This window comes from Nitrobacter sp. Nb-311A, from assembly GCF_000152905.1.
GTDB lineage: Bacteria > Pseudomonadota > Alphaproteobacteria > Rhizobiales > Xanthobacteraceae > Nitrobacter.
Window position 1 is genome coordinate 335,298 of record NZ_AAMY01000002.1, and the last position, 26,331, is coordinate 361,628.

The window sequence follows — 26,331 nt, forward strand, 5'->3', positions numbered from 1 at the left end:
GGTGACGGCGGCTAGCGCTGGTCGGACGGTTCCCGGGCCGCGATCTGTTCGACCATGTCGACGATGCTGCGACGGAGTTTCGCATCGGTGATCCGGGTGAAGGCGCGGGTCAGTGCAAGACCTTCGGATGTCGCAAGAAAATCGGAGACGTAAGCAGGTGAGGGCGCCTCGCTCAGACCATCGATTCTGGAGACGCCGGTGCCGGGGCTGCCCTCGAACAGAAACGAGACCGGCACCTGAAGGATCTCGGAAATCTGCTGGATGCGACTGGCGCCGACGCGATTGGTGCCTTTCTCGTATTTCTGAACCTGCTGGAACGTCAGTCCCAGGGCTTCCCCGAGTTTTTCCTGACTCATGCCGAGCATGATGCGGCGCATGCGCACACGGCTGCCGACATGTTTGTCAACAGGATTGGGCGCCTTAGTCGACATCTCCTAGGTCTCCTCGGAAGGGGTCGCGATCCGTGGATACGCTCCCGGTGCCACTTATCGTTAAACTCAGCTCAAAATCACGTCATAAAATTCATCGTTAAATCTTAGCCGGCCGTATTATATCACTCGTGCAAATTGTTACACGGATTATATTGATCGTGCGAATGGAAGAGCTTTAGAGAATTCCGCATCACGATTAATATGCACGCGCCGCTGCTAGTGCTGGCGGCGGCGCCGAATCACCAAAACAAGCGCGATGGTCACCATGATTGCGGCGGGAATATCACCGGCGCGTGCGTAGGGCGTTGACGTGAGGGCAACCGGCAGGCGGGAATCCAGCACGCCTTCCACGCCGAGATCGAGCCGTGCGACAATACGCCCTAGGGGATCTGTGACCACCGAAATACCGGTATTTGCCGCTCGCACAAGAGGCAGTCCTTGTTCGATCGCCCGCAACCGCGCCTGCTGAAGATGTTGGTGAGGGCCCGTGCTGATACCGAACCAGCCGTCGTTGGTGAGGTTGACGATCCAGCCCGGCCGGCCGCCTCTTGGTGCAATGTCACCCGGAAAGATTGCCTCATAGCAGATCAGCGGAAGCACGCTCGGCGCGTTTGGCAGTTCAATGGTCCGCCGGCTGGTTCCCGAGATGAAACCGCCCTGGACCTTGGTGAGTTGAACGAAACCAAGCTTTTCCATCAGTCCCTGGAACGGCAGGAATTCGCCGAACGGCACCAGATGGAGCTTGTCGTAAATGGACAGGATACCGCCGTCATCGCCGATCACATAGATCGAGTTGTAGGCCCTTGTGATCCTGGCGTCCGGCGGCAGGTCGGGCGCGCGGACCGAACCGGTAATCAGGATCGTTCCTTTCGGCAGGAGATCGGCGATCTCCGCCATCGCGTCGGCTTCGCGGGTGAGAAAAAACGGGAATGCCGATTCCGGCCAGATCAGGACGGTCGCGCCGCTGACGCCGGTTGACCGCGGTCCGGTGGCGCGATCCGAGAGGGTCAGGTATTTCTGCATCACCGCCTGCTTGGCGGTATAGTTGAACCGCACGTCCTGCGCGACATTGGGCTGCATGATGCGCAGTCTGACGTTATTCGTGAATTCCGTCGGATGCCGCGATAGTCTGACCGAACCGTAGATGCTTATGGCGACGAGGAGCACGAGGGCGCTGAGCGGGACCAGCCAGGGTCTGCCGCCGCGGCGGCCGTCGATCAGTACGGCGGGGCTCGCGAAGATGGCGACGCTAAGGAATGTCAAACCCCACAATCCGATCAGCGAGGCGGTTTGCGCCAGCGCCAGCGGCTCCGTCAGCGCATAGCCGAAGGCATTCCACGGGAACCCGGTCAGAGCGTGTCCGCGGAGCCATTCACTGATCGTCAGCGCGGCGGCGAGCGCGAGAATACGCGAGGCGTCCCTGGTCCAGATCAAGCGGGCCAGGGCGAAACCGAGCGATGTAAAGAGCGCGAGATACGCCGGCAGACCGAGGACGGCGAACGGCATCAGCCACGCGAAGGTCTGCGCATCAACCAGGAAGGCATTCCCGATCCAGTACAGTCCGGGAACGAAATAGCCGAACCCGAACAGCCAGCCGGCGAGCGCCGCGGAGGGCAGGCCGCGCAGACGGCCGGCGGCGGATCCGTCGATCAGCCAGGTTGCGACCGGAAGGGTTATGAACAGCACCGGCCAGACATTGAAGGGTTCCATCGCCAGCGAAGAGGCGGCGCCGGAGGCAAGCGCAACGAGAGCGCGCTTCCAACCCCATGACAACGTGATGGCAAGGCCCGCGGTCCTGGCGCTGCCTGCGATGCTCATGCTCACGGGGTTTCCTCTCCGTCGCCCGGCGGCGAAAGAGAAGCCGGGTCGCCCTGCGGTTGAGAAGCCGTATCCGGCGCGCTCTCTCGCCGCCGCCCGTCGCGCGGTCGAACGGGAGGGCGTTCCTTGCGCAGGCCGATCCGCAGTCGCTTGACGCGGCGAGGGTCGGCGTCGAGCACTTCGATCTCGAACGGTCCCGGCCCTAGAATGACCTCTCCGCGCACCGGCAGGCGGCCGACATAAGAGACGAGAAAGCCTCCCAGCGTGTCGACCTCCTCGCCTGCCTCACCGGTCTCGAACGCCTCGCCGATCATGTCGCAGACGTCCTCGAGGCTGGCGCGGGCATCGGCAATGAAGGAATTCTCGGTCTGGCGCACGATCGATGGCGGTTCATCGCCATCGTGCTCGTCATCGATTTCGCCGACGACCTGCTCGACGATATCCTCGATCGATACTAGGCCGTCGGTGCCGCCATATTCATCGACGACGAGCGCCAGATGGATTCGCGAGGCTTGCATCTGCGCGAGCAAGTCGATCGCAGGCATGGATGGCGGCACGTAGAGCAGCTTGCGGATGATGTTGGCTTCGCTCAGCGGCAGCGCCAGATCAATGGCGCGCAGATCGAGACCGGCCGGCGGCGCTTTCTTGCGTTTCGCCGTAGATGGCATTGCGGTGCGCGCCCGCTGAGCCATGAAAGCCAGCAGGTCGCGGATGTGGACCATGCCTTCGGGATCGTCGAGGTTTTCGTTGTAGACGACGAGACGGGAATGCGCTGCGCTTTCGAAGAGGTTGATCAGTTCGCCGAGCGGAATGTCGCGCTTGACCGCGACGATATCGGCGCGGTGGACCATCACATCGGCGATGCGTCGTTCGTGCAGGCTGAGGATGTTGCGCAGCATGGTGCGCTCGATGGCGGTGAAACTGGTCTCGTCCGGCGTCGAGGCGTCAAGCACCACCTGAAGGTCGGCTCGGACCGATCCCGCCTTCCATCCAAACAGCGAGCGGATCGCCCGCATCAGCCAGCGCTCGGGGGCCGGGCGCAGCACCTCGCCATTATGCACGGGGACCGGCAGGTTGCGGTTGTCCTGCGCCGGCCGGCTATCGCTGGGTTGGTCCTCCGAAGACACTCAGATCGTCCGTTCTTGAGGCGTGTAAGGATCGGGGATCCCTAGTTGCGCCAGGATTTTCCGCTCAAGGTTTTCCATTTCCACGGCGTCCGCATCGGTTTCGTGGTCATAACCGATCAGATGCAAAAACCCATGGATCGCGAGATGGCTGAGATGATGGCTGAACGGTTTGTGTTCGTTATCGGCCTCACGGCGCAGGGTTTCATAGGCGATCGCAATGTCCCCGAGCATCCGCGGCGGATCGCCGGGCAAGGACGGACCCGTCGGCTGCAATGCCGGGAACGACAGGACATTGGTCGGCTTGTCGATGCCGCGCCAGTTCGCATTGAGCGTATGGATGCCGGCGTCGTCGGTCAGCATGATCGCGAGCTCGGCATCGCCAGTGTCTTCATCGACCATTCCGGCAGCGGTCTCGATGGCGTGATGAATGATCGCCTCGGCATCGGCCTCCGCCCGCCAGCAATCGGCGACAACGAGAATTTCAGTCACGGGAGAAGCGGAGCAGATCATTATATGTTCTTCGCCGCCAGCGCCTTGCGCAGACCAGCCCTTTTTTACGCTCATGTCCGGCATCAGGGCTTTCCGGTGGCCGGCCGCTGCGGCCGCCCCTCATAGGCGGCGACGATCCGCGCGACCAGTTCATGACGGATAACGTCCTCGGCCGTGAATATCACCTGTGCCACGCCCTCGACACCATCGAGCAGTCGCGTCGCTTCCGCTAGGCCCGATGTCTGGCCGTTCGGCAGATCGACCTGCGAGGGATCGCCCGTGACGATCATGCGGCTGTTTTCGCCCAGTCGTGTCAGAAACATCTTCATTTGCATCGAGGTGGTGTTTTGCGCCTCATCGAGGATGATCGCTGCATTGGTCAGGGTGCGGCCGCGCATGAAGGCGAGGGGGGCGATCTCGATCTCGCCGCTTTGCAGCGCGCGTTCAACGGCGCGGGAGTCCATCAGATCATATAGTGCGTCGTAGATCGGTCGCAGGTATGGATCCACTTTTTCGCGCAGGTCTCCGGGCAGGAAGCCGAGCCGTTCGCCCGCCTCGACCGCGGGACGCGTCAGGATGATGCGATCGACCTCCTTGCGCTCGAAGAGTTGGGCGGCCTGCGCCACTGCGAGCCAGGTCTTGCCGGTGCCGGCGGGACCGATGCCGAACACCAGTTCATGGCGTTTCAACGCGCGAATGTAGAGGTCCTGCGCAGCGGTGCGTGCCCGCACCGGACGCTTGCGCAGGTTGATGGCTTCGAACCCTGAGCGCGGCGCCTTGGCGTCGTCTTCGAACAGTGAGCCCTGTGCGATCGCGGCGCGGATCGCGCCCTCGACCTCGCCCTGCGAGAGATCATGGCCCTGCGCCGCCTGGGCGTAGAGCGTCTCCAGCACGCGCCTCCCCGCGTCGCAGCCGTCGCGCGATCCGGCGATGGTGATGTGGTTGCCGCGCGAATCGACGACCACGCCGAGCCGTCGTTCAAGTTGCGAGAGATTCTGTCCATAAGGACCGACCAGTGCAGATACCGCACGATTGTCCTCGAAATCGATGACGACCTGCGTTTGGGGCGGGCCTTGCAGGTCTGGTTTCCGGCTGGGGGCAAGAGGAGGGGAATCCGATGCGCTCTTGGGCAAGGGTTCAGACTCCGGCGGTCGTCTGGAACTGCGCCTCGCCCGGCGCCAAAGGGGCGGGGGATGCCGGTATGGACGCCAGCGTTCCGAACAGGCTGTAACGTTCCAGGCTCGCCACCGTTACCGGTAGCACCTGTCCGATGATGGCATCGGACGCTTCTACATGGGCGGGCTGCAGATAGGGGGTGCGGCCGGCGATCTGGCCTGGCTTGCGTCCGGCACGTTCGAACAGCACATCGATTGTCCTGCCCAGCGCGGTCCGGTTGAAGGCGGATTGCTGGCTGTCGATCAGTTTCTGAAGCCGCTCCAGTCGCGCGTCCATGTCGGCCGTTGATACCGCCTCCCGCAGCTCCGCCGCCGGAGTTCCCGGCCGCGGCGAGTATTTGAACGAATAGGCGGCAGCGTATCCGATTTGACCCACGAGCGCGAGGGTGGCGGCGAAATCTTCCTCGGTTTCGCCCGGGAAGCCGACTATGAAGTCCGACGAGAATGCGATGTCCTGCCGGGCATGACGAAACCGGTCGATCACGCGGCGGTAATCGCTCGCGCTGTGTCTGCGGTTCATGGCGGCGAGGATTCGGTCGGAGCCGGACTGCACCGGCAGATGCACGAACGGCATCAACGCATCGAGATGGCGGTGGGCGTCGATCAGCGAGTCCTCGACGTCGCGCGGATGGCTGGTCGAGTAGCGCAGCCGGACGATGCCCGGAATTTCGGCGAGACGATACAGTAGCTTGCCGAACGGCCAAGGCCGTCCGTCCGGGCCTTCGCCGTGATAGGCGTTGACGTTCTGTCCGATCAGCGTGATCTCGCGCACACCGTTATCCGCCAAGCGCTGGACGTCCTCGGCGATCTTCGCCACCGGGCGCGACACCTCGGCGCCGCGCGTATAGGGCACGACGCAAAACGTACAAAATTTGTCGCAGCCTTCCTGCACCGTCACGAACGCTGATATACCGCGAGCACGAATCGCCTGCCGCGACGGTTGCGGCAGGAAGCCGAACTTGTCCGCGACCGGAAACTCGGTCTCAAGCGCGCGGCCGGCGGCCTTCGCGCGCGCGAGCAGCTCGGGCAGGTGATGATAGCTCTGCGGACCCACCACCACATCGACCACGGGCGCGCGCCGAATGATCTCCTCGCCTTCGGCCTGCGCGACGCAACCGGCGACGACAACGCTCATGCCGCGTCCATCACGCGCCGCCTGATCCTTGGCGGCACGCAGCCGGCCGAGTTCGGAATAGACCTTCTCGGATGCCTTCTCGCGGATGTGACAGGTGTTGAGAATGACAAGGTCGGCATCCTCGGCGCTGGCGGTCTCGACATATCCTTCCGGCGCCAGCGCGTCCGCCATCCGCTGGGCGTCGTAGACGTTCATCTGGCAACCGTAGGATTTGATGTGCAGCTTGCGCGGCGGCATGCGGCTTTCCGGCATTTCGATCAGCACTCAGGACTTGTCGTCGTCCATCGGAACGCAATAGAGCTCGAGCCGATGATCGACCAGCCTGTAGCCGAGCTTGCGCGCCACCTCAGCTTGCAGCTCCTCGATTTCGTCCGACGTAAATTCGATGACCGTGCCGTCGCGCAGATTAATCAAATGATCGTGGTGACTGTCGCGCATCGTCTCATAGCGCGCGCGCCCCTCGCGAAAATCGTGCCGCTCGATGATGCCGGCATCTTCAAACAGCTTCACCGTGCGATAGACTGTCGAGATCGAAATCTTGTCATCCACCGCAACGCAGCGTCGATAGAGCTCCTCGACGTCCGGATGATCGGACGCCTCCGCTAGCACACGCGCGATAACACGGCGCTGTTCTGTCATACGCATTCCCGTGGCCGCGCAACGCGCCTCGATATTGGGGGGGGTCTGCACAGACGTCGATTTAAGAGCCGTCATTAAGGTGTCCGGTTCCAATGGCGCATGATCCGCTCACAGATGCGTAAGATAATGCGCGCGAACGATATAAGGGAGTGCGGCCGGACGAAAAAACCGGTTGCACCGTTGCCGATCGTTGTCCTGGTGCCTTTTGCCACCGCTTGGAGATTACGACAAGTTGCGGCGCATCACCAATGCGTTCAGCTCCTGGCCGCCCGCTTCGCGATAGTAGCGTTCGCGGCGTCCTGCAACGGTGAAGCCGGCGCGGTCATAAAGGCGCCGAGCCGGCTGATTATTTTCCTCGACTTCAAGAAAAACGGTCCGCACGCCGCGCCCGGCGAGGTGGCCAAGGTGCGTGAACAGCAGGTCGGACGAAAATCCCTGGCCGCGATAGCCGGAGTCGATTGCGATCGACAGGATTTCAGCCTCATCCGCGGCGATGCGTGACACCGCAAAGCCGATCACGTTCGATCGCAGCCGCAGACGCTGAACCAGCGTGTTGCGCTCGGCGATCATGGTCTCGAATTCGCTTTCGCCCCAACCGCGATGAAACGATGCGCCGTGAATCGCCGCAAGGCGCGCCGCGTCGTTGGGACGTGCGGGCTCGACAATCGGAGCTGCGCGCTCCTTGCCCTGGAACCATGCCATCATGATGCGACCAGCTTTTGTGTTCCAGGCAAGGAATCGGCGGTCGGCTTCGCGTCGGGCGCCCGCAGGTAGTACGGGCGCGGCGGCGCGGCATTCGGACTGATGTCTGCTCCGAGCCATGCCACCCAGGCGATATGGGGTGCTGCCTGTGGATCGACCGCGACCGGGGGCGCGAGGTGCGCCGGCCAACGGTCGGCGAGAAGCTTCGCGGCGTTGCCGACCAGATGCGGCGCGCCGAAGCGCGATGCGGCAAGCGCCTCCTCGACCGGCGCGACCCGCGGCGGGACCAGCGTGGCGCCGTTGCCACTTGTCGCCTGAAAATAAACCTGATCATGCCGGGCATCGATCGCGGAAATCACCGGCGGCTCGCGGTTCTCACCAAGAACCGGGGCGGCAAAGGCTGCGAGGGTGGTCACGCCGACCACCGGTTTGTCGGCGGCAAGCGCGATGCCGCGCGCGGCCGATAGCCCCACCCGCAGGCCGGTGAAGCTGCCGGGGCCGGTGGTTGCGGCGATGCGGTCCAGCGCCGAAAAGGCGATTCCGGCGGATTCAATGACTCTGGCGATCAGCGGCATCAGGGCTTCTGCGTGGCCGCGCTTCATCGGCAGCGTTTCCTGGGCGATCAGGCGACCGGCATCGGTATCCAGCACGCCGGCGGCGCAGGCATCGAGTGCGGTGTCGATCGCAAGAATGAGCATGGGAGCAGATTAGCACCCTTGCCCGGGGAATACCTGCGATTTGGACAGAGGAATCCCGGTTTTAGACACCAGATTGCCGTGATCCGGCTGTTTACCTCGTGGTCATGGGGTCCGACTCAAATTTAATCCGCATTTAACTAAAAGTCGCCTTAATGGCGATTAGCAAGTCTGTGACGGCTCCGCCGGAACTTGGGGTTAGCGAATCAGCTATGCGCGGTTTTGATCCGCATATGCCGGCGGCGTGGGAGCGCCGCCGGCAGCGATCGGAAGCAGAGTGACTCGGGGCGTGGGGCGAATGACGTATGTTACGGGCAGACGTTACTATGATGTGGCGGCTTATTCCGCCGACCTGCCCGGCAAGGCGGTTCCTCAAAATATTCTAGGCGCCGCCGCGCTTGCCTGTATCGGGGCGGCCTGCGCCTGGATACTCTACGCCAATGTTTCCGGCGGACCTTCGGAGTTGGTCACGGCCTCGTTACCGCCGCTGGCGCCGAGGCTTTCGGTGGAGCCGGTTCGCCGCATCGCGGCCGCGTATGAGGCCTTGGGAGAAATCCCCGCGCCGCGCGCCGTGGGGACGCCGACCGGAACGCCTGCGGCAGCCAGGGTCCGGGGCCAGGATCCTGAAGCACTGGCCCGCACCGCATTACTCTACGGTCCGCGCTTCCTCGGGCCGACGCCAGGCACCTTTAAGCCGGCTCAGTTTGCCCCGCAGACGATCGCCTCGATACCCGTCGAGACCGCACCGGAAATCCTGCCGCTTCCGCGCAGACCGCAAATGGCCGCGATTGTTCCGATGCCGGCTTCGCGTCCGTCCGAACTGCGTCAGCTTCAGGCTGCCGCCACCCCACCCCGCAGCGAGGTTGCGCAGGCCCCCACCGCTGCGGAGCCGGAGCCGAAAAAGCCATCGATCTTCGAGAAACTGTTCGGCAGGCCCGCGCCCAGCCTGAAACTGGCGTTCGCCGCGCCTGACGGCGGGATAAGCAGCGACGGCGAGAGCCTGACGCTCGGCCGGATCCCGGAATACGATCAGTTCACCGCCGTTTATGATATTTCCGGGCGTAAGGTTTACCTGCCGGACGGCAGCATACTCGAGGCGCATTCCGGGCTAGGCAACATGATGGACGATCCGCGCTCTGCCGGCAGGAAAATGCGCGGCGTGACGCCGCCGCACGTCTACGACCTGTCATTGCGCGAACGACCGTTCCACGGCGTGGAGGCGATCAGGCTGAAACCGATCGGCGGCGAGGATAAGATATACGGGCGCACCGGACTGTTGGCGCACACTTATATGCTCGGGCCGACCGGCGCCTCCAATGGCTGCGTCTCGTTCAAGAACTACGGCGCATTTCTGCGCGCCTATAAGAGCGGCAGAATCAAGCGACTGGTTGTCGTTGCAAAGCTCTGAACGATATAGCGTTTTCGAGCGAGATGATATCGCTTCGCATGAAGAGAAAAGCGGTCAAATGGAAGCCCGCTTCTCGGCCCCAGCAGAAGCGGAAAGGTCCAGATTCTTGCGAAAAGCCGCGCGCTTCTACACCGGCCGCACTTCGACGACCTCCGGCACGAAATGTTTCAGAAGGTTCTGAATGCCGTTCCGCAAGGTTACCGTCGATGACGGGCATCCGGAACATGCACCCTTCATGTTCACGTAGACGACCCCGTCCTTGAAGCCGCGGAAGGTGATGTCGCCGCCGTCATCGGCAACCCCGGGCCGTACCCGCGTCTCGATCAGGTCCTTGATCAGGGTCACAGTCTCCGCATCCGCTTCATCGAAAAATTCGACGTCGTTTTCTGCGTTCGGTTCAGTGTTGCCCCCGTCGTCCGCCAACAGCGGCGCACCCGACATGTAATGTTCCATGATCACGCCGAGGATGGCCGGCTTGAGATGCTGCCAGTCGCTGGCGTCGTCCTTCGTCACCGTGATGAAATCCGAGCCATAGAACACGCCGGTGACGCCGTGCACGGCGAACAGCTTTACGGCGAGCGGCGAGCGGGCGGTGGTGCTGGCGCTGGTGAATTCCATGGTGTCCTTGCCGAGCACGGTGCGGCCGGGCAGGAACTTCAAGGTGGCTGGATTGGGGGTGATTTCGGTCTGAATGAACATTGGTCTCTCCGTCGCCGCCGGTTCAAGGCCGGCGCGTGGGTTCCTCTAGCAGATAGCGACCACAAAGGCACGATCAAGGCCGCAGGCTGCCGTCCAATCCACGTCTCGGCATACACGCCGGGGCGGATAGCGTTTTCGAGCGAAGCATGCCCTCGAGCCTGACACGGGGATGGAATTGAGTCGCGCGAAGGAACCGCGTCAGATCAAATCATGGAGCCTTGCTTATAAATCTCATTGGAAGGGGAGGCTCTAATGATCCCGAAAAGGGGAAACCGGTTTTCGGAAAAGATCACGCTTAAACAGAAAGATAAGCGACGAGTCTGGTTCAATGCAATTGAACCAGACTCTAGGACAGGGCGTCAATCGCATCGTCCGTCAGGGTGCCCGGAACGATCGTCACTGGAATCGGAAAGTTCCCGGCGGTCTTGGCCAGCGTCGTGATGATCGGGCCGGGACCTTCGGGACCGCCGCTGGCGGCGAGCACCAGCATCGAAATATCCACGTCCTTCTCAATGATATCCAGAATTTGTTCGAGCGGATCGCCCTCGCGAATGATCCGTTCCGGCGTGATCGCGGCGATCCCGTTGGCCCGGCCGGAGGCGCGATCAAGCGCCGCATCCGCACCTTCATAGGCCTCGGCCCGCATCACCTCGGCGACGCCGAGCCATTCCTGATTGCGGTCTTCCGGCTCCACCACCCGCAACATCACGATGCCTCCGCCGACGCGAATGGCGCGGCGGCTTGCATAGTAGACGGCGCGATCCCATTCCGCGCTGTCATCGACCACGACCAGATATTTCGGCTTGTGACCGCTCTCGTAGCTTCGGCGTTGTGCGCTCATGCATGTCCCGGTGCTGAACCAGCCGCCGCCATGCTGACACGGCAGGGGTGCCCCGACAAGCAGGTTCCGGAGCGTGACAGCTTAGCGTTTGCGGATAAAACCGACGATGTCCTTCACCGCGTCCATGGTCTGCGATGCGATCGCGCTGGCGCGGTCGGCGCCCTCGATCAGAATCCGGTCGACATGGGCCGGATCGTCGGTGAGCCGTTTCATCTCGCGAGCGATCGGCGACAGCTTTGCGACCGCGAGATCGACGAGGCTGGATTTGAAGCCCGAGAATTGCGCGCCGCCGAACTCCGCGAGCAGCGCGGACTTGGGCTTCCCCGACAGCGCCGCATAGATGCCGACCAGGTTGTCGGCCTCGGGTCGGTTTTCCAGCCCCTTTTCCTCCGACGGCAGCGGCTCCGGATCGGTCTTGGCCTTGCGGATCTTTTGCGCGATGGTATCGGCGTCGTCGGTCAGATTGATGCGCGAATAATCGGACGGATCCGACTTCGACATCTTCTTGGTGCCGTCGCGCAGGCTCATCACCCGCGTCGCGGGTCCCGTGATCACGGGCTCCGGCAGCGGAAAGAACGTGTCGCCATGGCCGTTGGCGGCGATGGATTCGGAGAAGTCGTTGTTGAATTTCTGCGCGATGTCGCGGCTGAGTTCGAGGTGCTGTTTCTGGTCCTCGCCGACCGGAACGTGCGTGGCGCGATAGACCAGGATATCCGACGCCATCAGCACCGGGTAATCGTAAAGACCCACGGAAGCGTTCTCGCGATCCTTGCCGGCCTTTTCCTTGAACTGGGTCATGCGGTTGAGCCAGCCGAGCCGCGCCACGCAGTTGAGCACCCATGCCAATTCGGCGTGTCCGGCCACCTGACTCTGGTTGAAGATGATGTGTCGCTTCGGATCGATGCCGCTCGCGATAAAGGCAGCTGTCACTTCGCGAGTGGCGCGGCGCAGCTCGTCGGGTCCGCCCCAGACGGCGACGGGCACGGTGATGGCATGCAGATCAACCACGCAATAGAGACACTCGTGATCAGCCTGCAATTTTACGAAGTTAACGATGGCGCCGAGGTAATTGCCGAGATGCAGGTTGCCGGTCGGCTGAACGCCTGAAAAAACCCGTGTCGTCATCGTTGAGTTCCCGTTTGCCCGCGCGCGATTGATCGGCATGTTCGCGACACGCGGGCCCATGTCTTCGTCCAGCGCGCCGTCCATTGTCACGCGCGGCTTTAGAGCATTTTCCGGCTAAGTGGAATCCGGTTAGCGTGAAGAAAATGCTCTCAATCATTAACTTGCGCGTATTCTGATCGCAAAACCGGTGTCCGCTTTTGCGGAATACGCGCTAGGCGCGCAAGTCGCCGGATCGCGACCGTATAAGCGCGCCTTGTATGTCGTTCCGATCGATGACCCGAAGCATCCACAGCAGCAGGCCGTAGATCGCGACGCCTGCGGCGATCAGGACGGCGAGCGTGGCCGCCTGGAGCAATCCGTTTGCGCCGGAGACCGGGCCGGCCAATCGCACGGCGAGCCATAAAACACCGCCCATGACGAATGCTGCCAGTCCTATGCGCGGCAGGCGGCGGCGCGCTTCGGCGTCAATGGAAAATCCAAAGGTCGCGGCAATACTGCGGATGAGGCTTACCGCGCTGCTCCATGCTCCGAGCGCGACGGCGACAGCGATGCCTGCGACTCCGAACGGCCGCTCCAATACGAGTGCGAGAACCATCGCGACAGCGATTCCCTTCAGCGTGGCCATGAGCGGCGTCATTGTATTGCCGCGCGCGAAAAACGCAGGCGATAGCGCCTTGATCACGACATAGGCGGGCAGGCCAAAGCCGAGACAGCCCAGCGTGAGCGCCGTCGCACGCGTGTCGGCCGCGGTGAACGCGCCGTGTTCGAACAGGACGCGCACGATGGGTTCGCTGAGGACGATCAGGCCGATCGCCGCGGGCAAGGCGAGCGCTGCCGCCAGTTCGATTCCGCGTGATTCGGCGTTTACCATGGCCGCTCTGTCGCCTTTGGTGAGGGCACGGGTGATTTCCGGCACCAGTACGGTGCCGATGGCGACGCCGACCATGCCCAGCGGCAGCTCGATCAGGCGGTTCGCGAAGTAAAGCCATGATACGGCCGAGGGCGATGTCGATGCCAGGATCGCCCCGGCGACGATCAGCAGTTGCGGCCCTGAATTCGCGACCATGCCGGGGACGGCCTTGCCGGCAAAATCGCGCATCCCGGAAGCGAATGATATCCGCAAAGGAGTTGCGAGCTCGTGGCGGCGGGTCAGCAGCGCAAGCACCACCAGTTGCAGCAATCCGGCGGCGCCCACGGTTGCCGCCATCATCAGTGCGGCAAAATGCGGCTCTTGCTGTAACGACAACAGCAGCACGGCGACGAGAACCAATGCGCCATTGAACAGCAGCGGCAAAAAGGCGGGGATCGCGAAGCGGTGTCGGGCGTTCAGCAGGCCCATGATGACGGCCGTGGGCCCCGCGAAAGCGAGATAGGGCAGCATCAGTCGTAAGTCGGTGATGGCGAGTTGCATGCTCTCGCTACCGGCAAAACCCGGCGCGAGCGCCCTCATGAGAAGCGGCATCGCCGCGCTGGCGATCACAGTCACCACGATCAGCGTCGCGCTCACGGTTGCGAGCACGTTGCCGGCGAAAGCCAATGCCGCGGCAAGGCCGCTGGTCTCGCGCAACCGCATCCATGCCGGCACCAGCGCCGCGTTCAGAGCCCCTTCAGCGAGCATCCGGCGGACCACGCTGATGAGCTGAAACGCCATCAGAAAAGCGTCGGCGACCGGGCCAGCGCCTAGCAGCGCCGCGGTCAGCGCATCGCGCCCGAATCCGAGCAGCCGTGAGGCGAGGTTGCCCGAGGAGACGGTGAGGACGGAGCGGATCATGGCGAGGCTGGAGCACCGTGCTTGATGGCTGAGAGGCACCGTGATAGGCGGCACCTTCACCGACCAGGAGTCTGACCGGATTCCGCGCCCCACCGCAATTGCCACGACAGGATATTCTTAATGGCTGCAGCGAAATACGACGTTCTAGCGATCGGCAATGCGATTTTCGACGTCCTGGTGCGAACCGACGAAGGTTTTCTCGCCGCTCACGGCATGGCCAAGGGCGGCATGGCGCTGATCGACGAGGCGCGCGCCGCCTCGATCTATGCCGACATGGGACCTGCGACCGAGATGTCGGGCGGTTCGGCGGCAAATACCATCGTCGGTCTCGCCGGGTTCGGTGCTCGCACCGCCTATGTCGGCAAGGTGAAGGACGACCAGATCGGCCGTCTCTATGCCCATGATATTCGCGCCGCCAAGGTGGCTTTCGAAACGCCGCCAGCATGTGACGGCCCTGCCACCGGCTGTTCCTACATACTGGTGACGCCGGACGGCGAGCGCACCATGAATACTTATCTCGGTGCGGCCCAGGATCTGTCGCCGGCGGATATTGATGGGGACGCCGTCGCCGCCGCGTCGATCCTCTATCTCGAAGGCTATCTGTGGGACCCAAAAGCCGCCAAGGAGGCGTTCCTCAAGGCATCGCAAATCGCGCATGACGCCGGGCGGCAAGTCGCGCTGACCTTGTCGGATGCGTTTTGCGTCGATCGCTACCGGGACGAGTTTCTGCAGCTGATGCGAAGCGGCGCGGTCGATCTCATCTTCGCCAACGAGACGGAGCTGCATTCGCTCTACCAGACATCCGATTTTGGCACCGCGCTAGGACAGTTGCGCAAGGACGTCGCGCTCGGTGTCGTCACTCGCAGCGAGAAGGGTTGCGTGGTTGCGACGACGGACGAAACGACGACGGTGCCGGCGTGCGCGATCGACACGCTGGTCGATACCACGGGAGCGGGCGATCTGTTCGCCGCCGGCTTTCTGTTCGGGCTGGTGCGCGGCGCGAGCCATGAAGACGCAGGAAGGCTCGGCGCGCTCGCCGCGGCCGAGGTGATTCAGCACATCGGCGCACGGCCGCAGGTGTCGCTGAAAGAACTCGCGCAGGCAAACGGGCTGCCGGTGTAAGCTGCATCAGCTTTCCGGCAGCGGAATGAATTCGTGCTCATTCGGGACGGGTGCGAAGCGGCCGGTTTTCCAGTCATCTTTCGCCTGCTCGATGCGCTCCTTGCTGGAGGAGACGAAATTCCACCAGATATGACGCGGCCCTTCCAGCGCGTCGCCGCCGAGGAACATCATCCGCGTCGGCGTGGTCGCGCGCACCGTGATGCGGTCGCCGGGGCGGAAAACCAGAAGCTGCGGCGCTTCGTGACGGTCGCCCGCGATCTCGATCGCGCCGTCGACGAGATAGATCGCGCGCTCTTCGTGGTCCGCGTCAAGCGGCGCGCTCATGCCGGTATCGAGAGCGACCTCGACATAGAACCACGGCGACACCATCTCGACCGGCGAACTCGCGCCGAACGACCGGCCGGCGATGACGCGGGCGCGCACTCCCTTGTCCTGTACGGTCGGCAAGCTGGCGGCGCCGTAGTGCTGGAAGGTCGGCGCGATTTCCTCCTTGCCCTCCGGCAGCGCGATCCAGCTTTGCAGGCCGAGCATCAACTGGCCATTTGCGCGTTGCGCGTCGGGGGTGCGTTCGGAATGGGCGATGCCGCGCCCCGCGGTCATCAGGTTCATGGCGCCGGGCCGGATTTCCTGGATGTTGCCCTCGCTGTCGCGGTGCATGATGCTGCCGTCGAACAGGTAGGTGACGGTGGCGAGACCGATGTGCGGATGCGGCCGCACGTCCATGCCCTTGCCGGAGACGAACTGCACCGGACCGAAATGATCGAAGAAGATGAACGGGCCGACCATCTGCCGCCTGCCGTGCGGCAGCGCGCGGCGCACGGCGAATCCGTCGCCAAGGTCACGGGTGCGCGGTACGATGACAAGTTCGAGCGCGTCGCAGGATTTGGCGTCGCCGAGCGCGGGATCGGTTGAAGGAAGCCAGCTCATGTCGCCTCCGTCAGGCAATGACGATTGAACCCAGAAGTATCGTGCGCGGGCTGTCGGTTGGCAACCGCGCGGGGAAGAATGGATTTTAGTTCCGGCTTCACCAAGCCGTTGTTCACGGGATCCAACCGTGTTCTCGTCCATTGTTGAGCGTGATCTTGTCCGAAGATTCGGTCATTCGGGATGCGCGCTGGACGATCGCGCCATGGAACGAGAGACGCTCGCGACCTATCCGCCGCTCGACACGCTCAAACGCGTTGCCGACGACGTCTGGATTGTCGATGGTCCGACGATCTCCTTCGGCCCGCCTTTGCTGAAATTGCCGTTCCCGACCCGCATGACGGTCATTCGTGTCGGTTGTGACTTGTTTATCCATTCACCGACGCGGCTAACGCCCCAACTCAAGGGGAGCGTCGAAGGACTCGGTCGGCCGCGCTGGGTCATCGGGCCCAACCGGATCCACTACTGGTGGATTGCCGACTGGCACAACGCCTTTCCTGATGCCGAGGTCTTTCTCGCGCCGCGCATCCGCGAGCAGGCGGGCAGCCGTATCGACTTTGATTGCGAGGAGCTTGATCGGTGTCGGGGTTACCCTTGGGACGAGGACCTCGCGACCCTTCCGGTCAAGGGCAGCTACATGACGGAAGTCGTCTTCTTTCACCGCCTGAGCCGGACGTTAGTGGTGACCGATCTGATCGAAAATTTCGAGCCTCACAAGATAACCTCAGTTGTCATGCGCTGGCTGACGCGGCTCGGCTGCGCACAGGATCCGAACGGATCGATGCCGCGCGACATGCGCGCATCCTATCGGGACAAAGAGCAGTTGAGGTTTGCCGTTAAAACCATGATCGGCTGGAATCCGGAGCGGATTATTCTCGCCCATGGCCGTTGTTACGATCGCAATGGCGCTGATGAATTACGCCGCGCCTTCCAGTGGCTATTATGATAACAGCGGCCCTTGCGGGGCGCGGCCGGTCTCGCTCAGTCGAACAGTCCGAACGGGTCCCACGCGGCGTTGCGAGCGTAGCGCGAGCGCTCGATCTCCGACGCCATCCTTGCGGAGCGGGCATGGGCGACATGCTTGCGCGTCGTGGTCTTCGCAGCCACCTTGGGCCGTTCCGCAATGGGCTCCTTCGGCATTTCCGCCCGCGCTTCGTAAACGTGGTCCGCCGGCAGGTAACGGAGCTGGCGTTCCCACTGCAGGCGATCCGGGGTGGGCGCCAGTGTCACGACATTCGGATAGACCACAGGACGGAGATGTTGCTTCGCGCGCTCGAAACGTTGCTCCGAGCGGCGCCAGTTTTCTATGGAACTGAGAACCGCCTGTTCTCCCGATGCCCGGCTCGCAGATCGGGGCTCCGCCGATGTCGCTCCCGCGACAGTCATAGCGGCGCGCGCCGTGGCGCGATGATCACCGGCCATGTGGTCACCAGACCATAACAAGTCGGCGGCGAAAAGCAGGCCCACCAGGCAGCAACCCATCACCACGAAATATCGGAAGACCAACATCATGCTCACCGACGCCTACTCGAAACAAAACGCGACCCGTAAGATTAGGTTCCTGATGACGGGTTCGGGTTCAAGCGAATCTCGGAAATATGGTTCACACGCGCGTGTTTGGAGTAGATCCTCGTGGGTACTCGTGAAGCCGGTACATGAAGATGTGACCGCAAATCGCTCGTTTGTCGAAGCGGCCGCGGAGGTCGTTCTTAACGTCTGCTGCTCGGGGCCGTGCGGACGGGACGGTCGTGCCGCAGAGGAGCGTCTACCCCTCGCTCATATTCGCGGGCGGCTCGAGTCCTTCACCGCTTCACGGAAACGGTGAATGACGCAAGCGTCCTGGTCTGACGCGTCTTCTTTACGCGAACTTGCATCCATCTCCGGGTCAAGTTCGAGGACGTGCTTCGCCCGAAAGCGCTATAGTTGATCGGCGCCGCGGGAAGTTGCGGCTGATGCGGGGAGGTGTCCGCGTTTATCCGCCCGTCCCTCCGACCGTTATCCGCTCCATTCGCAAGGTGGGCTGGCCGACGCCAACCGGCACGCCTTGACCGTTTTTGCCGCAGGTGCCGACACCATCGTCCAGCGCGACATCGTTGCCGACCATGGTGATGCGGTGAAGATCGGTCGGCCCGTTGCCGATCAGCATCGCGCCTTTCAGCGGCGCGCCGATCTTGCCGTTCTCGATTCGGTAGGCCTCGGTGCACTGGAACACGTATTTGCCCGAGGTGATGTCGACCTGGCCGCCGCCGAAATTGACGGCATAGACGCCATTCTTCACCGAGGCGAGAATCTCCGCCGGATCACGATCGCCCGCCGGCATATAGGTATTGGTCATCCGCGGCATCGGGACATGGGCATAGTCCTGGCGGCGTCCGTTGCCGGTCGGCTTCATTCCCATCAGCCGCGCGTTCTGTCGGTCCTGCATATAGCCGACCAGGATGCCGTCCTCGATCAGCACGGTTCGGCTGGTCGGCGTGCCCTCGTCATCGATGGAAAGCGAGCCGCGCCGCGCGGATAGGGTGCCGTCGTCGACCACGGTGACGCCCCTGGCCGCGACCTGCTGCCCCATCAGTCCTGCGAAAGCCGAGGTCTTTTTGCGGTTGAAGTCGCCCTCGAGGCCGTGCCCCACCGCTTCATGCAGCATCACGCCGGGCCAGCCCGGGCCGAGCACCACATCCATCTCGCCGGCCGGCGCGGGGATTGATTCGAGGTTGATCAGGACCTGGCGGATCGCACCGTCCGCGGCCTCGCGCCACGCTTGAGTTTCCACGAAGCGTGCATAGCCCTCGCGGCCGCCATAGCCCTTGCTGCCGGTTTCCTGCCGGTCGCCCTGTCCGGCGACGACGGAGATATTCACCCGCACCAGCGGGCGAACATCGCGATAGCTTTCACCGTCCGGCCGCATGATTTCGACGACCTGCCACGACGCACCGAGGCTGACGGAGACCTGACGTACCCGCGGATCCTTGTCGCGCACATAGGCGTCGATCTCGGCGAGCAGCTTGACCTTGGTCTCGAAGCCCAGCCCGTCGAGGGGATTGTCATCGCCGTAAAGCCGCACGTTGGTATGGCCGGGAGCGGCCGCGAAGGTGCCCTGATAGCCGCCGCGCACGGCGCCGACAGCATCGGCGGCGCGGATCAGGGCAGGCAGCGAAACGTCGGACGAATGGGCGTAGCCGACGGCGTCGTCCTTGACCGCGCGAAGGCCGAAGCCTTGCGAGGTGTCATAGGTCGCCTGCTTGAGCCGGCCGTTGTCGAACATCAGTGCTTCGCTCTGGTTGTATTCAAGAAACAGTTCGCCGTCGTCCGCGCCTTTGAGGCCCCGCGCAACTTCGTTGCGTACGGAAGTGCGGTCGAGATTCGCGCGGTCGAGCAGAGAAGTGGCAGTGGGGCTGGTCATGCGAACTCCGGGTGCAATTGCCCGTCAAGCGGACAGACGTTCAAGAACAGACGTTCAAGATAGGTATGATTGGTGCGGGATGGGAGGTTTTTTCTGCCGAACTTCATTCGCGCGGCGGCACCGCTCGCAAAACCGGCATCCACTTTTGCGGGAGTGGAAACCGGTTTTCGGATAAGATCGTGCTCAAACAAAAAGATAGGCGACGAGCCGGTTCAACGAGTTGATGCAGACCCTGGAGCGATTTCGAGCGAAGTGGGATCCGGTTCGCGGTCAAGAAAGCGCATCGAAGCGCAAAGTCTCTAGGGCAGCTTGTCGTAACCTTCGCCGAGTCCGTTCAGGCTGAGCGGAAAGCCGATGCCTTCCTCGGGGGTTTCGAAGATGATGAATGTCGCCGTCTTCGCGCTGCGCAATTGCCCAAGCAGCTTGTCATCCAGGACCACTTCAGCCACGCAGCCGTTTGGCAGGCAGCGCACGAAGCCGGCGCGGCCAACATCGACATTATCGAGCTTTAGCCCGAGGCCGGAGGGCAGCAGCACCCCGAGCGGCGCCACCACGCGCATCAACGGGCTTTTTTGGTCGGCGGTCTTGAGCACGATCACGGTCAGGCCGGCGTTGGAGCGATCTTCCGCCACCACGCTCTGGATCAAGGCGCATTGCTCGGCCTTCGCTCCGGGAGGAGTATCACAGCGGATCTGCCAATCGCCGTGAACAGACTTGACGGCCCCCTGTCCCTCCGCCGCGCCGGCAAAGCTAACCACGAGAAGTGCGGCGGCGAGGCCCGCCGAGGCGCGGAGTGGCCGCGCCGCCATGCGCGCGAATGCATATCTAATATGCGATTTGAAAGGCTCCATCCGGGTCGATTCCCCTCGTTTCGACCATGCCTTGCCCGCCTCGGTCGATGACGGTGCCTTGAAGGCGGTCCGGCCCGGATCAGCCCGAACCACGGCCGAATCTGCGAAGCGGCCGCGCCTGTGCCTACATCGGACAATCCGCCTGTCAAGCGGTGTCCTGCTGTGAAACGCTGTATTATGCCCTGCTCCGTCAAGCCAGATGGGTTTATCTGCACCCGCGCCGCGCCGGCAGTTTTGAAGCATCGCTCAACTCGCTGTCCTTGGTCCTTGCGAGGCGCGGCAAATTATGGTTTGAGAGAGGCGGCTTTGGACGCATTCTAGCAAAACGGCGCGCAGGCTATTTGTGGAAGCGTCATATGAGCGGCAGGCTCGTCTTCGGCGGGGACCTGCTTAGGGGGTTGTTTAGGGTTTATTTATGACAAGGAGCGCGAGCGGCATGAAGATGTCGATGGGCCAGATTGGCCGCCGGTTTGGCCGCCGGTTTCTGGGATTGGCGTTTGGAGTGGCGGCGCTTGCCGCTGGAGGTACGGTTTCTGCGGAGGAGCTGGGTCAGCCGCATGCGTGGGCGCTTGGTCTTCAGGCGGGCGTGACGCCTGTGATGGAGAGCATTGCGAGCATGCATAGCGGACTTCTGGTTGTGATCACGCTGATCACGCTGTTTGTGACGGCGCTTTTGATTGTGGCGATGTTGCGGTTCAACGCGCGGTCCAATCCGGTTCCGTCGAAGACGACGCACAACACGATGATCGAGGTTGCGTGGACGATTATTCCGGTTTTGATCCTGGTTGGCATAGCGGTGCCTTCGTTCCGGCTTTTGTTTCAGCAGCTTGACCTTCCGAAGGCCGATCTGACGGTGAAGGCGGTCGGCAAGCAGTGGTACTGGAGCTACGCTTATCCGGACAACGGCAAGTTTGAGTATGACTCGCTGATGTCGCATGACAAGCAGCCGCGGATGCTTGCGGTGGACAACGAGCTGGTTGTTCCTGTGAACAAGGTGGTCCGGGTTCAGGTGACCGGGGCGGATGTCATTCATTCCTTTGGAGTTCCGGCGTTTGGCATCAAGGTGGACGCGATTCCGGGCCGTCTCAACGAGACCTGGTTCAAGGCCACGAAGACAGGGGATGTTTTACGGTCAGTGCTCTGAGTTGTGCGGCCGGGATCACGCCTTCATGCCGATTGCGGTTCGGGTGGTGAGCGATCAGGATTTTGCGGCGTGGGTTGAAGCCGCGAAGAAGAAGTTTGCCTCGAACCCGGCGAACGCGGTGGCGTCGGCTGCCGACGTGATGCGCTAGGCGTCGCGTCGGGCGATTTCGGCGAGGGCGGCAACCATCGAAGGTCGTCGCCCGGGAGCCGCCCGCCCAGGTTCGTTCGCTCAAGGACTTCAAGGGACGAAAGACAGGATCAGACAATGGCAACAACCGCAGCACATGCTCACGACCACGACCATGACGACCATGCGCACCACCCGACAGGGTGGCGGCGCTTTGCGTATTCGACCAATCACAAGGACATCGGGACCATGTACCTGGTGTTCGCCATCGTTGCGGGGATCATCGGCGGCCTGATGTCGATGGGGATCCGGGCGGAGCTGATGTATCCCGGGGTGCAGGTTTTTGATCCTGCGCATACCTACAACGTCTTTGTGACCTCGCACGGCCTGATCATGATCTTCTTCATGGTGATGCCTGCGATGATCGGCGGCTTTGGCAACTGGTTCGTGCCGCTGATGATCGGCGCGCCGGACATGGCGTTTCCGCGCATGAACAACATCTCGTTCTGGCTGTTGCCGGCGGCGTTTGCGCTGCTGCTGACCTCCACGTTTGTGGAGGGCGAGCCGGGCGCGAGCGGTGCGGGCACGGGCTGGACGCTGTACGCGCCGCTGTCGACGAGCGGCCATCCCGGACCGTCGGTGGATTTCGTGATCCTCTCGGTGCATCTGGCCGGCGCGTCCTCGATTTTGGGCGCGATCAACTTCATCACCACGATCTTCAACATGCGCGCCCCCGGCATGACGATGCACAAGATGCCGCTGTTCGTGTGGTCGATCCTGGTCACGGTGTTCCTGCTGCTGCTGTCGCTGCCGGTTCTGGCGGGCGCGATCACGATGCTCCTGACCGACCGTAACTTCGGCACCACGTTCTTCGCCGCCGACGGCGGCGGCGATCCGGTGCTGTTCCAGCATCTGTTCTGGTTCTTCGGTCATCCCGAGGTGTACATCCTGATTCTGCCGGGCTTTGGCATGATCAGCCATGTGATCTCGACGTTTTCGAAGAAGCCGATCTTTGGCTATCTCGGCATGGCCTATGCGATGGTGGCGATCGGCGGCATCGGCTTTGTGGTGTGGGCGCATCACATGTACACGGTCGGCATGGTGTCGACGGCGCAGGCCTATTTCGTCGCCGCCACGATGGTGATCGCGGTGCCGACCGGCGTGAAGGTGTTCTCGTGGATCGCCACGATGTGGGGCGGCTCGATCGAGTTCAGGGCGCCGATGCTGTTTGCGATCGGCTTCATCTTCCTGTTCACGGTCGGCGGCGTGACCGGCGTGGTGCTGGCCAATGCGGGCGTCGATCGTGTGATGCAGGAGACCTACTACGTCATCGCGCACTTCCACTACGTGATGGGCATTGCCGCGGTGTTCTCGATCTTCGCGGGCTGGTACTACTGGTTCCCGAAGATGTCCGGCTACATGTACAACGAGACCATCGCCAAGCTGCACTTCTGGCTGATGTTCATCGGCGCCAACGTCCTGTTCTTCCCGCAGCACTTCCTGGGACTGCAGGGCATGATGCGGCGCTCGGTCGACTATCCGGATGCGTTTGCGGGCTGGAACGAGATCTCGTCCTACGGCGCCTTTATCGCGGGTTTCGGCGCGGTGGTCTTCATCTACGGCCTGATCGACGCCTTCGCGCGCAAGCAGCAGGCGGCCGACAATCCGTGGGGTGAAGGCGCGACCACGCTGGAATGGACGCTGTCGTCACCGCCGCCGTTCCACCAGTTCGCCACCCTTCCGAAGGTGCAGTAAGTCAATGTGAATGTGCGCGGCGCGCGTGACGCGCCGCGCACCCAACAAGCGGGTTGTGTCGTGTCGGTTGTCGATCAAAAAGCCGTTGAACTGCCGCCCCGGATCTCGGAGGCGAGTGTCGCCGATTACTTCGCGCTGCTGAAGCCACGGGTGATGTCGCTCGTGATCTTCACCGCGCTGGTCGGGCTGATGATCGCGCCGGGCCATGTTCACCCGGTGCTGGGATTCATCTCGATCCTCTGCATCGCGGTCGGAGCCGGCGCTTCCGGCGCGCTGAACATGGCGCTGGAAGGCGATATCGACGTGCTGATGTCGCGGACGGCCAACCGGCCGATCCCGCGCGGCCGCATCACCCGCGGCGAGGCGATGGGGTTCGGCCTCACGCTGTCGTTCTTCTCGGTGATGACGCTCGGCGCCCTGGTCAACTGGTATGCGGGAGGGCTGCTCGCCTTCACGATCTTCTTTTACGTTGTGATCTATACGATGGGACTGAAGCGGCGGACCGCGCAGAACATCGTGATCGGCGGCGCCGCCGGCGCGCTGCCGCCGGTGGTGGCGTGGGCGGCGGCGACGGGATCGCTGTCGATGGAGCCGCTGCTTCTGTTCTTGATCATCTTCTTCTGGACGCCGCCGCATTTTTGGGCGCTTGCGCTGTTCCGTTCCGACGATTACGCGCGCGCCGGGGTGCCGATGCTGCCGGTGGTCGCCGGTCCGGACGCGACGCGGCTGCAGATCCTGCTCTACACCATCGTGCTGGTGGCGATCGCCGCCGCGCCCTGGCCGTTGGGCTACTTCGATTGGGTTTATGGCGTCACCTCGCTGATCCTGGGCGCCGGCATGCTGGTGCTCGCGATCCAGGTCTATCGCCATCGCACCGGAAGCCAGGCGCTGCGCGCCACGCGGCGGCTGTTCGCCTTTTCGATCCTCTATCTGTTCGCGCTGTTTGCCGTTCTGCTGCTCGATGTGGTTGCGAAGGCCCTCGCGCCGTTGATCTGGTAGAGGGCGTATGGTCCGATGGACAGCGAAAACAAGCCGGACGGAGACGGAATCGTTCTCACCGAGGCCCAGAAGAAGCGGCGGCGCGAGCGGTCGATCGCGATCGCCTGGGCGCTTGGGGTCCTGGTCCTGCTGTTTTTCGCGGTCACCTTCATCAAGGGGCCGGGCGTTCTCGTCCGTCCGATGTGATTTGAGATGACGGACGCGCCGCACCATCCGCAGCAACCCGCCACCGCAGCCCCGGCGCCGCCGAAGGCTGCGCCGCGCGTCGGCCGCGACGTGAAGATCGGCGCCGCCTGCGGCCTGCTGGTCGCGCTGATGGTCGGCGCCGCCTATGCGGCGGTGCCGTTTTACAACTGGTTCTGCCGCGTCACCGGCTTCAACGGAACGACGCAGGTGGCGGCGACGGCGCCGCGGGCCGCGCCGCTGGCGCGAACGGTGGCGGTGCGCTTCGACTCCAACGTCTCCGGCGGGCTGCCCTGGAAGTTCGAGCCGGAACAGACCGAGATAAAGGTCCGGATCGGCGAGGTCACCACCGTGCATTACGCCATCACCAACGAGTCGGCGGCGACCACGATGGGACAGGCGGCCTATAACGTCACGCCGCTGACGGTCGGATCCTATTTCACCAAGATCAACTGCTTCTGTTTCACCGAGCAAACCCTGGCGCCCGGTGAGAAGCGGGAGATGGACGTCGTCTTCTATGTCGATCAGGCCTTCGCCGCCGACAGCGAGAACGACGGCGTCAACACCATCACCCTGTCCTACACCTTCTTTCCGGTGAAGAATGCCACGCCCAAGCCGGTGGCGGCAAACGAGCCGGACAGGTCAGGGGGAAGCATCTGACCTTCGAGGGCCGACGCGTTTCGTTACCGCGCGTCTTGTTTTGAGATCAATAGGTGCCCAATACCGCCGGCACCGCTAAGGGAGAGAGACCGCAATGGCTACGGCGCAAGTCAAGCACGATTACCACCTGGTCGACCCGAGTCCGTGGCCGATCGTAGGCGCGACCGCGGCTTTCATCATGGCCGTCGGCGCGATCCTGTGGATGCATCATATGACCGCGGCCGCGCCGATCATTTTCGGCATCGGCGTGGTCGGCGTGCTCTACACCATGGCGAGCTGGTGGGCGGATGTGATCCGCGAAGCCGAGCATAAGGGCGATCACACCCGCGTGGTGCAGATCAGCCACCGCTACGGCATGATCCTGTTCATCACCTCCGAGGTGATGTTCTTCGTCGCCTGGTTCTGGGCCTTCTTCAACTCCGCGCTGTTCCCGGGCGATCCCGTGCATGTGACGCGCGAGGCGCTGTTCGGCGGCGTCTGGCCGCCCAAGGGCATCCAGACCTTCGATCCCTGGCACCTGCCGCTGCTCAACACCCTGATCCTGCTGACCTCGGGCACCACCGTGACCTGGGCCCACCATGCCCTGCTCAATGGCGACCGCAAGGGGCTGAAGTGGGGGTTGATCCTGACCATCGCGCTCGGCGCCATCTTCACCTGCGTGCAGGCCTATGAGTATCATCACGCCGCCTTCAGCTTCGCCGGCAACGTCTACGGCGCCACCTTCTTCATGGCGACCGGATTCCACGGCTTCCACGTGCTGGTCGGCACCATCTTCCTGATCGTCTGCCTGTTCCGCGCCAATGCCGGACACTTCACGCCCTCCCAGCACCTCGGCTTCGAGTTCGCCGCCTGGTACTGGCATTTCGTCGACGTGGTGTGGCTGTTCCTGTTCGTCTGCATCTATGTCTGGGGCAACGGCGCCGCGGCCATGGCGCACGCCGCGCACTGACCGGGACCCGCACGATCAACACCATCACCAACAAGGGCGGCCGCCGGGCCGCCCTTTCTCTTTCGGACAACGTCTCTTTCGGACAACGTCTCTTTCGGAGAATACCAATGTCCAGCTTCCATGCCCGGCCAACACTCTCCCAGACAATCCTGCGCGGAATCGC

At 62.9% G+C, this 26,331-nt stretch carries 25 protein-coding genes and 1 pseudogene; 9 read left to right on the top strand and 17 right to left on the bottom strand.

Annotated elements, in window-relative coordinates; translation table 11 throughout:
* Positions 1-11: 11 nt before the first annotated feature.
* From NB311A_RS01590 to tsaB, 9 genes are all read right to left on the bottom strand, one after another.
* Positions 12-431 (bottom strand): helix-turn-helix domain-containing protein, encoded by a 420-nt coding sequence (locus NB311A_RS01590; RefSeq protein ID WP_009796652.1) that lies wholly within the window; start codon positions 429-431, stop codon positions 12-14.
* Positions 432-647: 216 nt separating this feature from the next.
* On the bottom strand, positions 648-2,249 hold the full coding sequence (gene lnt, locus NB311A_RS01595; protein ID WP_009796653.1) for an apolipoprotein N-acyltransferase: 1,602 nt from the start codon (positions 2,247-2,249) through the stop codon (positions 648-650).
* 2 nt (positions 2,250-2,251) lie between these two features.
* Positions 2,252-3,376: a hemolysin family protein gene (locus NB311A_RS01600; protein ID WP_009796654.1), complete on the bottom strand. Its 1,125-nt coding sequence runs from the start codon at positions 3,374-3,376 to the stop codon at positions 2,252-2,254.
* Entirely contained in the window at positions 3,377-3,886 is a 510-nt protein-coding gene (ybeY, locus tag NB311A_RS01605) for an rRNA maturation RNase YbeY (protein ID WP_040673686.1), read from the bottom strand. It abuts the gene before it with no gap.
* 62 nt (positions 3,887-3,948) lie between these two features.
* On the bottom strand, positions 3,949-4,998 hold the full coding sequence (locus NB311A_RS01610) for a PhoH family protein (RefSeq protein WP_009796656.1): 1,050 nt from the start codon (positions 4,996-4,998) through the stop codon (positions 3,949-3,951).
* Between the two features lie 4 nt (positions 4,999-5,002).
* Positions 5,003-6,427, bottom strand: a complete 1,425-nt coding sequence (gene miaB, locus NB311A_RS01615; RefSeq protein ID WP_207382329.1) for a tRNA (N6-isopentenyl adenosine(37)-C2)-methylthiotransferase MiaB — start codon at positions 6,425-6,427, stop codon at positions 5,003-5,005.
* A gap of 12 nt (positions 6,428-6,439) precedes the next feature.
* On the bottom strand, positions 6,440-6,889 hold the full coding sequence (locus NB311A_RS01620; RefSeq protein WP_040673687.1) for a Fur family transcriptional regulator: 450 nt from the start codon (positions 6,887-6,889) through the stop codon (positions 6,440-6,442).
* A gap of 147 nt (positions 6,890-7,036) precedes the next feature.
* Entirely contained in the window at positions 7,037-7,519 is a 483-nt protein-coding gene (gene rimI / locus NB311A_RS01625) for a ribosomal protein S18-alanine N-acetyltransferase (RefSeq protein ID WP_040673688.1), read from the bottom strand.
* Positions 7,516-8,214, bottom strand: coding sequence for a tRNA (adenosine(37)-N6)-threonylcarbamoyltransferase complex dimerization subunit type 1 TsaB (gene tsaB, locus NB311A_RS01630; protein WP_009796660.1), 699 nt, complete (start codon positions 8,212-8,214; stop codon positions 7,516-7,518). The genes rimI and tsaB overlap by 4 nt, the downstream gene beginning before the upstream one ends.
* Positions 8,215-8,509: 295 nt before the next feature.
* On the opposite strand from tsaB, the gene NB311A_RS01635 reads away from it, so the two are divergent.
* A complete protein-coding gene (locus tag NB311A_RS01635; protein WP_009796661.1) occupies positions 8,510-9,619 on the top strand; it encodes a DUF2778 domain-containing protein in 1,110 nt (369 codons plus the stop codon).
* Positions 9,620-9,745: 126 nt separating this feature from the next.
* On the opposite strand, the gene NB311A_RS01640 is transcribed toward NB311A_RS01635, so the two are convergent.
* The 4 genes from NB311A_RS01640 to murJ all read right to left on the bottom strand — a co-directional run bounded on the left by NB311A_RS01640 (position 9,746) and on the right by murJ (position 14,055).
* A complete protein-coding gene (locus tag NB311A_RS01640) occupies positions 9,746-10,318 on the bottom strand; it encodes a NifU family protein (RefSeq protein WP_009796662.1) in 573 nt (190 codons plus the stop codon).
* 346 nt (positions 10,319-10,664) lie between these two features.
* Positions 10,665-11,159, bottom strand: a complete 495-nt coding sequence (locus NB311A_RS01645; protein WP_009796663.1) for a universal stress protein — start codon at positions 11,157-11,159, stop codon at positions 10,665-10,667.
* Positions 11,160-11,240: 81 nt separating this feature from the next.
* Complete coding sequence (gene trpS, locus NB311A_RS01650) at positions 11,241-12,284, bottom strand: tryptophan--tRNA ligase (protein WP_040673749.1); 1,044 nt, start codon at positions 12,282-12,284, stop codon at positions 11,241-11,243.
* Positions 12,285-12,495: 211 nt separating this feature from the next.
* Positions 12,496-14,055, bottom strand: a complete 1,560-nt coding sequence (murJ, locus tag NB311A_RS01655) for a murein biosynthesis integral membrane protein MurJ (protein WP_009796665.1) — start codon at positions 14,053-14,055, stop codon at positions 12,496-12,498.
* 120 nt (positions 14,056-14,175) lie between these two features.
* Here murJ and NB311A_RS01660 point away from each other — a divergent pair, with 120 nt between their 5' ends.
* Positions 14,176-15,177 carry an adenosine kinase gene (locus NB311A_RS01660; protein WP_009796666.1) on the top strand — a complete coding sequence of 334 codons (1,002 nt, stop codon included), beginning with the start codon at positions 14,176-14,178 and terminating at the stop codon, positions 15,175-15,177.
* 6 nt (positions 15,178-15,183) lie between these two features.
* Here NB311A_RS01660 and NB311A_RS01665 read toward each other — a convergent pair whose 3' ends face one another.
* Positions 15,184-16,104, bottom strand: a complete 921-nt coding sequence (locus NB311A_RS01665) for a pirin family protein (protein ID WP_009796667.1) — start codon at positions 16,102-16,104, stop codon at positions 15,184-15,186.
* A 202-nt stretch (positions 16,105-16,306) separates the two neighbouring features.
* On the opposite strand from NB311A_RS01665, the gene NB311A_RS01670 reads away from it, so the two are divergent.
* Entirely contained in the window at positions 16,307-17,047 is a 741-nt protein-coding gene (locus NB311A_RS01670; protein WP_040673689.1) for a DUF4336 domain-containing protein, read from the top strand.
* 35 nt (positions 17,048-17,082) lie between these two features.
* Here NB311A_RS01670 and NB311A_RS01675 read toward each other — a convergent pair whose 3' ends face one another.
* From NB311A_RS01675 to NB311A_RS01685, 3 genes are all read right to left on the bottom strand, one after another.
* Positions 17,083-17,613 carry a hypothetical protein gene (locus tag NB311A_RS01675; RefSeq protein ID WP_009796669.1) on the bottom strand — a complete coding sequence of 177 codons (531 nt, stop codon included), beginning with the start codon at positions 17,611-17,613 and terminating at the stop codon, positions 17,083-17,085.
* A gap of 460 nt (positions 17,614-18,073) precedes the next feature.
* Positions 18,074-19,501 (bottom strand): metalloprotease TldD, encoded by a 1,428-nt coding sequence (tldD, locus tag NB311A_RS01680; protein WP_009796670.1) that lies wholly within the window; start codon positions 19,499-19,501, stop codon positions 18,074-18,076.
* A 299-nt stretch (positions 19,502-19,800) separates the two neighbouring features.
* On the bottom strand, positions 19,801-20,352 hold the full coding sequence (locus tag NB311A_RS01685) for an invasion associated locus B family protein (RefSeq protein WP_116394695.1): 552 nt from the start codon (positions 20,350-20,352) through the stop codon (positions 19,801-19,803).
* A 436-nt stretch (positions 20,353-20,788) separates the two neighbouring features.
* Here NB311A_RS01685 and coxB point away from each other — a divergent pair.
* From coxB to NB311A_RS01715, 6 genes and pseudogenes are all read left to right on the top strand, one after another.
* A pseudogene (gene coxB, locus NB311A_RS01690) lies at positions 20,789-21,644 on the top strand (cytochrome c oxidase subunit II).
* A 116-nt stretch (positions 21,645-21,760) separates the two neighbouring features.
* On the top strand, positions 21,761-23,377 hold the full coding sequence (gene ctaD / locus NB311A_RS01695) for a cytochrome c oxidase subunit I (protein ID WP_009796675.1): 1,617 nt from the start codon (positions 21,761-21,763) through the stop codon (positions 23,375-23,377).
* 60 nt (positions 23,378-23,437) lie between these two features.
* On the top strand, positions 23,438-24,376 hold the full coding sequence (locus NB311A_RS01700) for a heme o synthase (protein WP_040673752.1): 939 nt from the start codon (positions 23,438-23,440) through the stop codon (positions 24,374-24,376).
* A 15-nt stretch (positions 24,377-24,391) separates the two neighbouring features.
* Positions 24,392-24,562 (top strand): hypothetical protein, encoded by a 171-nt coding sequence (locus NB311A_RS01705; protein WP_009796677.1) that lies wholly within the window; start codon positions 24,392-24,394, stop codon positions 24,560-24,562.
* A gap of 6 nt (positions 24,563-24,568) precedes the next feature.
* Entirely contained in the window at positions 24,569-25,219 is a 651-nt protein-coding gene (locus NB311A_RS01710; protein WP_009796678.1) for a cytochrome c oxidase assembly protein, read from the top strand.
* A 94-nt stretch (positions 25,220-25,313) separates the two neighbouring features.
* Positions 25,314-26,168: a cytochrome c oxidase subunit 3 gene (locus NB311A_RS01715; protein ID WP_009796679.1), complete on the top strand. Its 855-nt coding sequence runs from the start codon at positions 25,314-25,316 to the stop codon at positions 26,166-26,168.
* Positions 26,169-26,331 lie beyond the last annotated feature (163 nt).

Bases quoted from the DNA above. Each gene is read 5' to 3' on its own strand.
- NB311A_RS01590 (WP_009796652.1), bottom strand. From the start codon at position 431: ATGTCGACTAAGGCGCCCAATCCTGTTGACAAACATGTCGGCAGCCGT.
- lnt (WP_009796653.1), bottom strand. From the start codon at position 2,249: ATGAGCATCGCAGGCAGCGCCAGGACCGCGGGCCTTGCCATCACGTTG.
- ybeY (WP_040673686.1), bottom strand. From the start codon at position 3,886: ATGATCTGCTCCGCTTCTCCCGTGACTGAAATTCTCGTTGTCGCCGAT.
- miaB (WP_207382329.1), bottom strand. From the start codon at position 6,427: ATGCCGGAAAGCCGCATGCCGCCGCGCAAGCTGCACATCAAATCCTAC.
- NB311A_RS01620 (WP_040673687.1), bottom strand. From the start codon at position 6,889: ATGACGGCTCTTAAATCGACGTCTGTGCAGACCCCCCCCAATATCGAG.
- rimI (WP_040673688.1), bottom strand. From the start codon at position 7,519: ATGATGGCATGGTTCCAGGGCAAGGAGCGCGCAGCTCCGATTGTCGAG.
- tsaB (WP_009796660.1), bottom strand. From the start codon at position 8,214: ATGCTCATTCTTGCGATCGACACCGCACTCGATGCCTGCGCCGCCGGC.
- NB311A_RS01635 (WP_009796661.1), top strand. From the start codon at position 8,510: ATGACGTATGTTACGGGCAGACGTTACTATGATGTGGCGGCTTATTCC.
- NB311A_RS01640 (WP_009796662.1), bottom strand. From the start codon at position 10,318: ATGTTCATTCAGACCGAAATCACCCCCAATCCAGCCACCTTGAAGTTC.
- NB311A_RS01645 (WP_009796663.1), bottom strand. From the start codon at position 11,159: ATGAGCGCACAACGCCGAAGCTACGAGAGCGGTCACAAGCCGAAATAT.
- trpS (WP_040673749.1), bottom strand. From the start codon at position 12,284: ATGACGACACGGGTTTTTTCAGGCGTTCAGCCGACCGGCAACCTGCAT.
- murJ (WP_009796665.1), bottom strand. From the start codon at position 14,055: ATGATCCGCTCCGTCCTCACCGTCTCCTCGGGCAACCTCGCCTCACGG.
- NB311A_RS01660 (WP_009796666.1), top strand. From the start codon at position 14,176: ATGGCTGCAGCGAAATACGACGTTCTAGCGATCGGCAATGCGATTTTC.
- NB311A_RS01665 (WP_009796667.1), bottom strand. From the start codon at position 16,104: ATGAGCTGGCTTCCTTCAACCGATCCCGCGCTCGGCGACGCCAAATCC.
- NB311A_RS01670 (WP_040673689.1), top strand. From the start codon at position 16,307: ATGGAACGAGAGACGCTCGCGACCTATCCGCCGCTCGACACGCTCAAA.
- NB311A_RS01675 (WP_009796669.1), bottom strand. From the start codon at position 17,613: ATGATGTTGGTCTTCCGATATTTCGTGGTGATGGGTTGCTGCCTGGTG.
- tldD (WP_009796670.1), bottom strand. From the start codon at position 19,501: ATGACCAGCCCCACTGCCACTTCTCTGCTCGACCGCGCGAATCTCGAC.
- NB311A_RS01685 (WP_116394695.1), bottom strand. From the start codon at position 20,352: ATGGAGCCTTTCAAATCGCATATTAGATATGCATTCGCGCGCATGGCG.
- ctaD (WP_009796675.1), top strand. From the start codon at position 21,761: ATGGCAACAACCGCAGCACATGCTCACGACCACGACCATGACGACCAT.
- NB311A_RS01705 (WP_009796677.1), top strand. From the start codon at position 24,392: ATGGACAGCGAAAACAAGCCGGACGGAGACGGAATCGTTCTCACCGAG.
- NB311A_RS01710 (WP_009796678.1), top strand. From the start codon at position 24,569: ATGACGGACGCGCCGCACCATCCGCAGCAACCCGCCACCGCAGCCCCG.
- NB311A_RS01715 (WP_009796679.1), top strand. From the start codon at position 25,314: ATGGCTACGGCGCAAGTCAAGCACGATTACCACCTGGTCGACCCGAGT.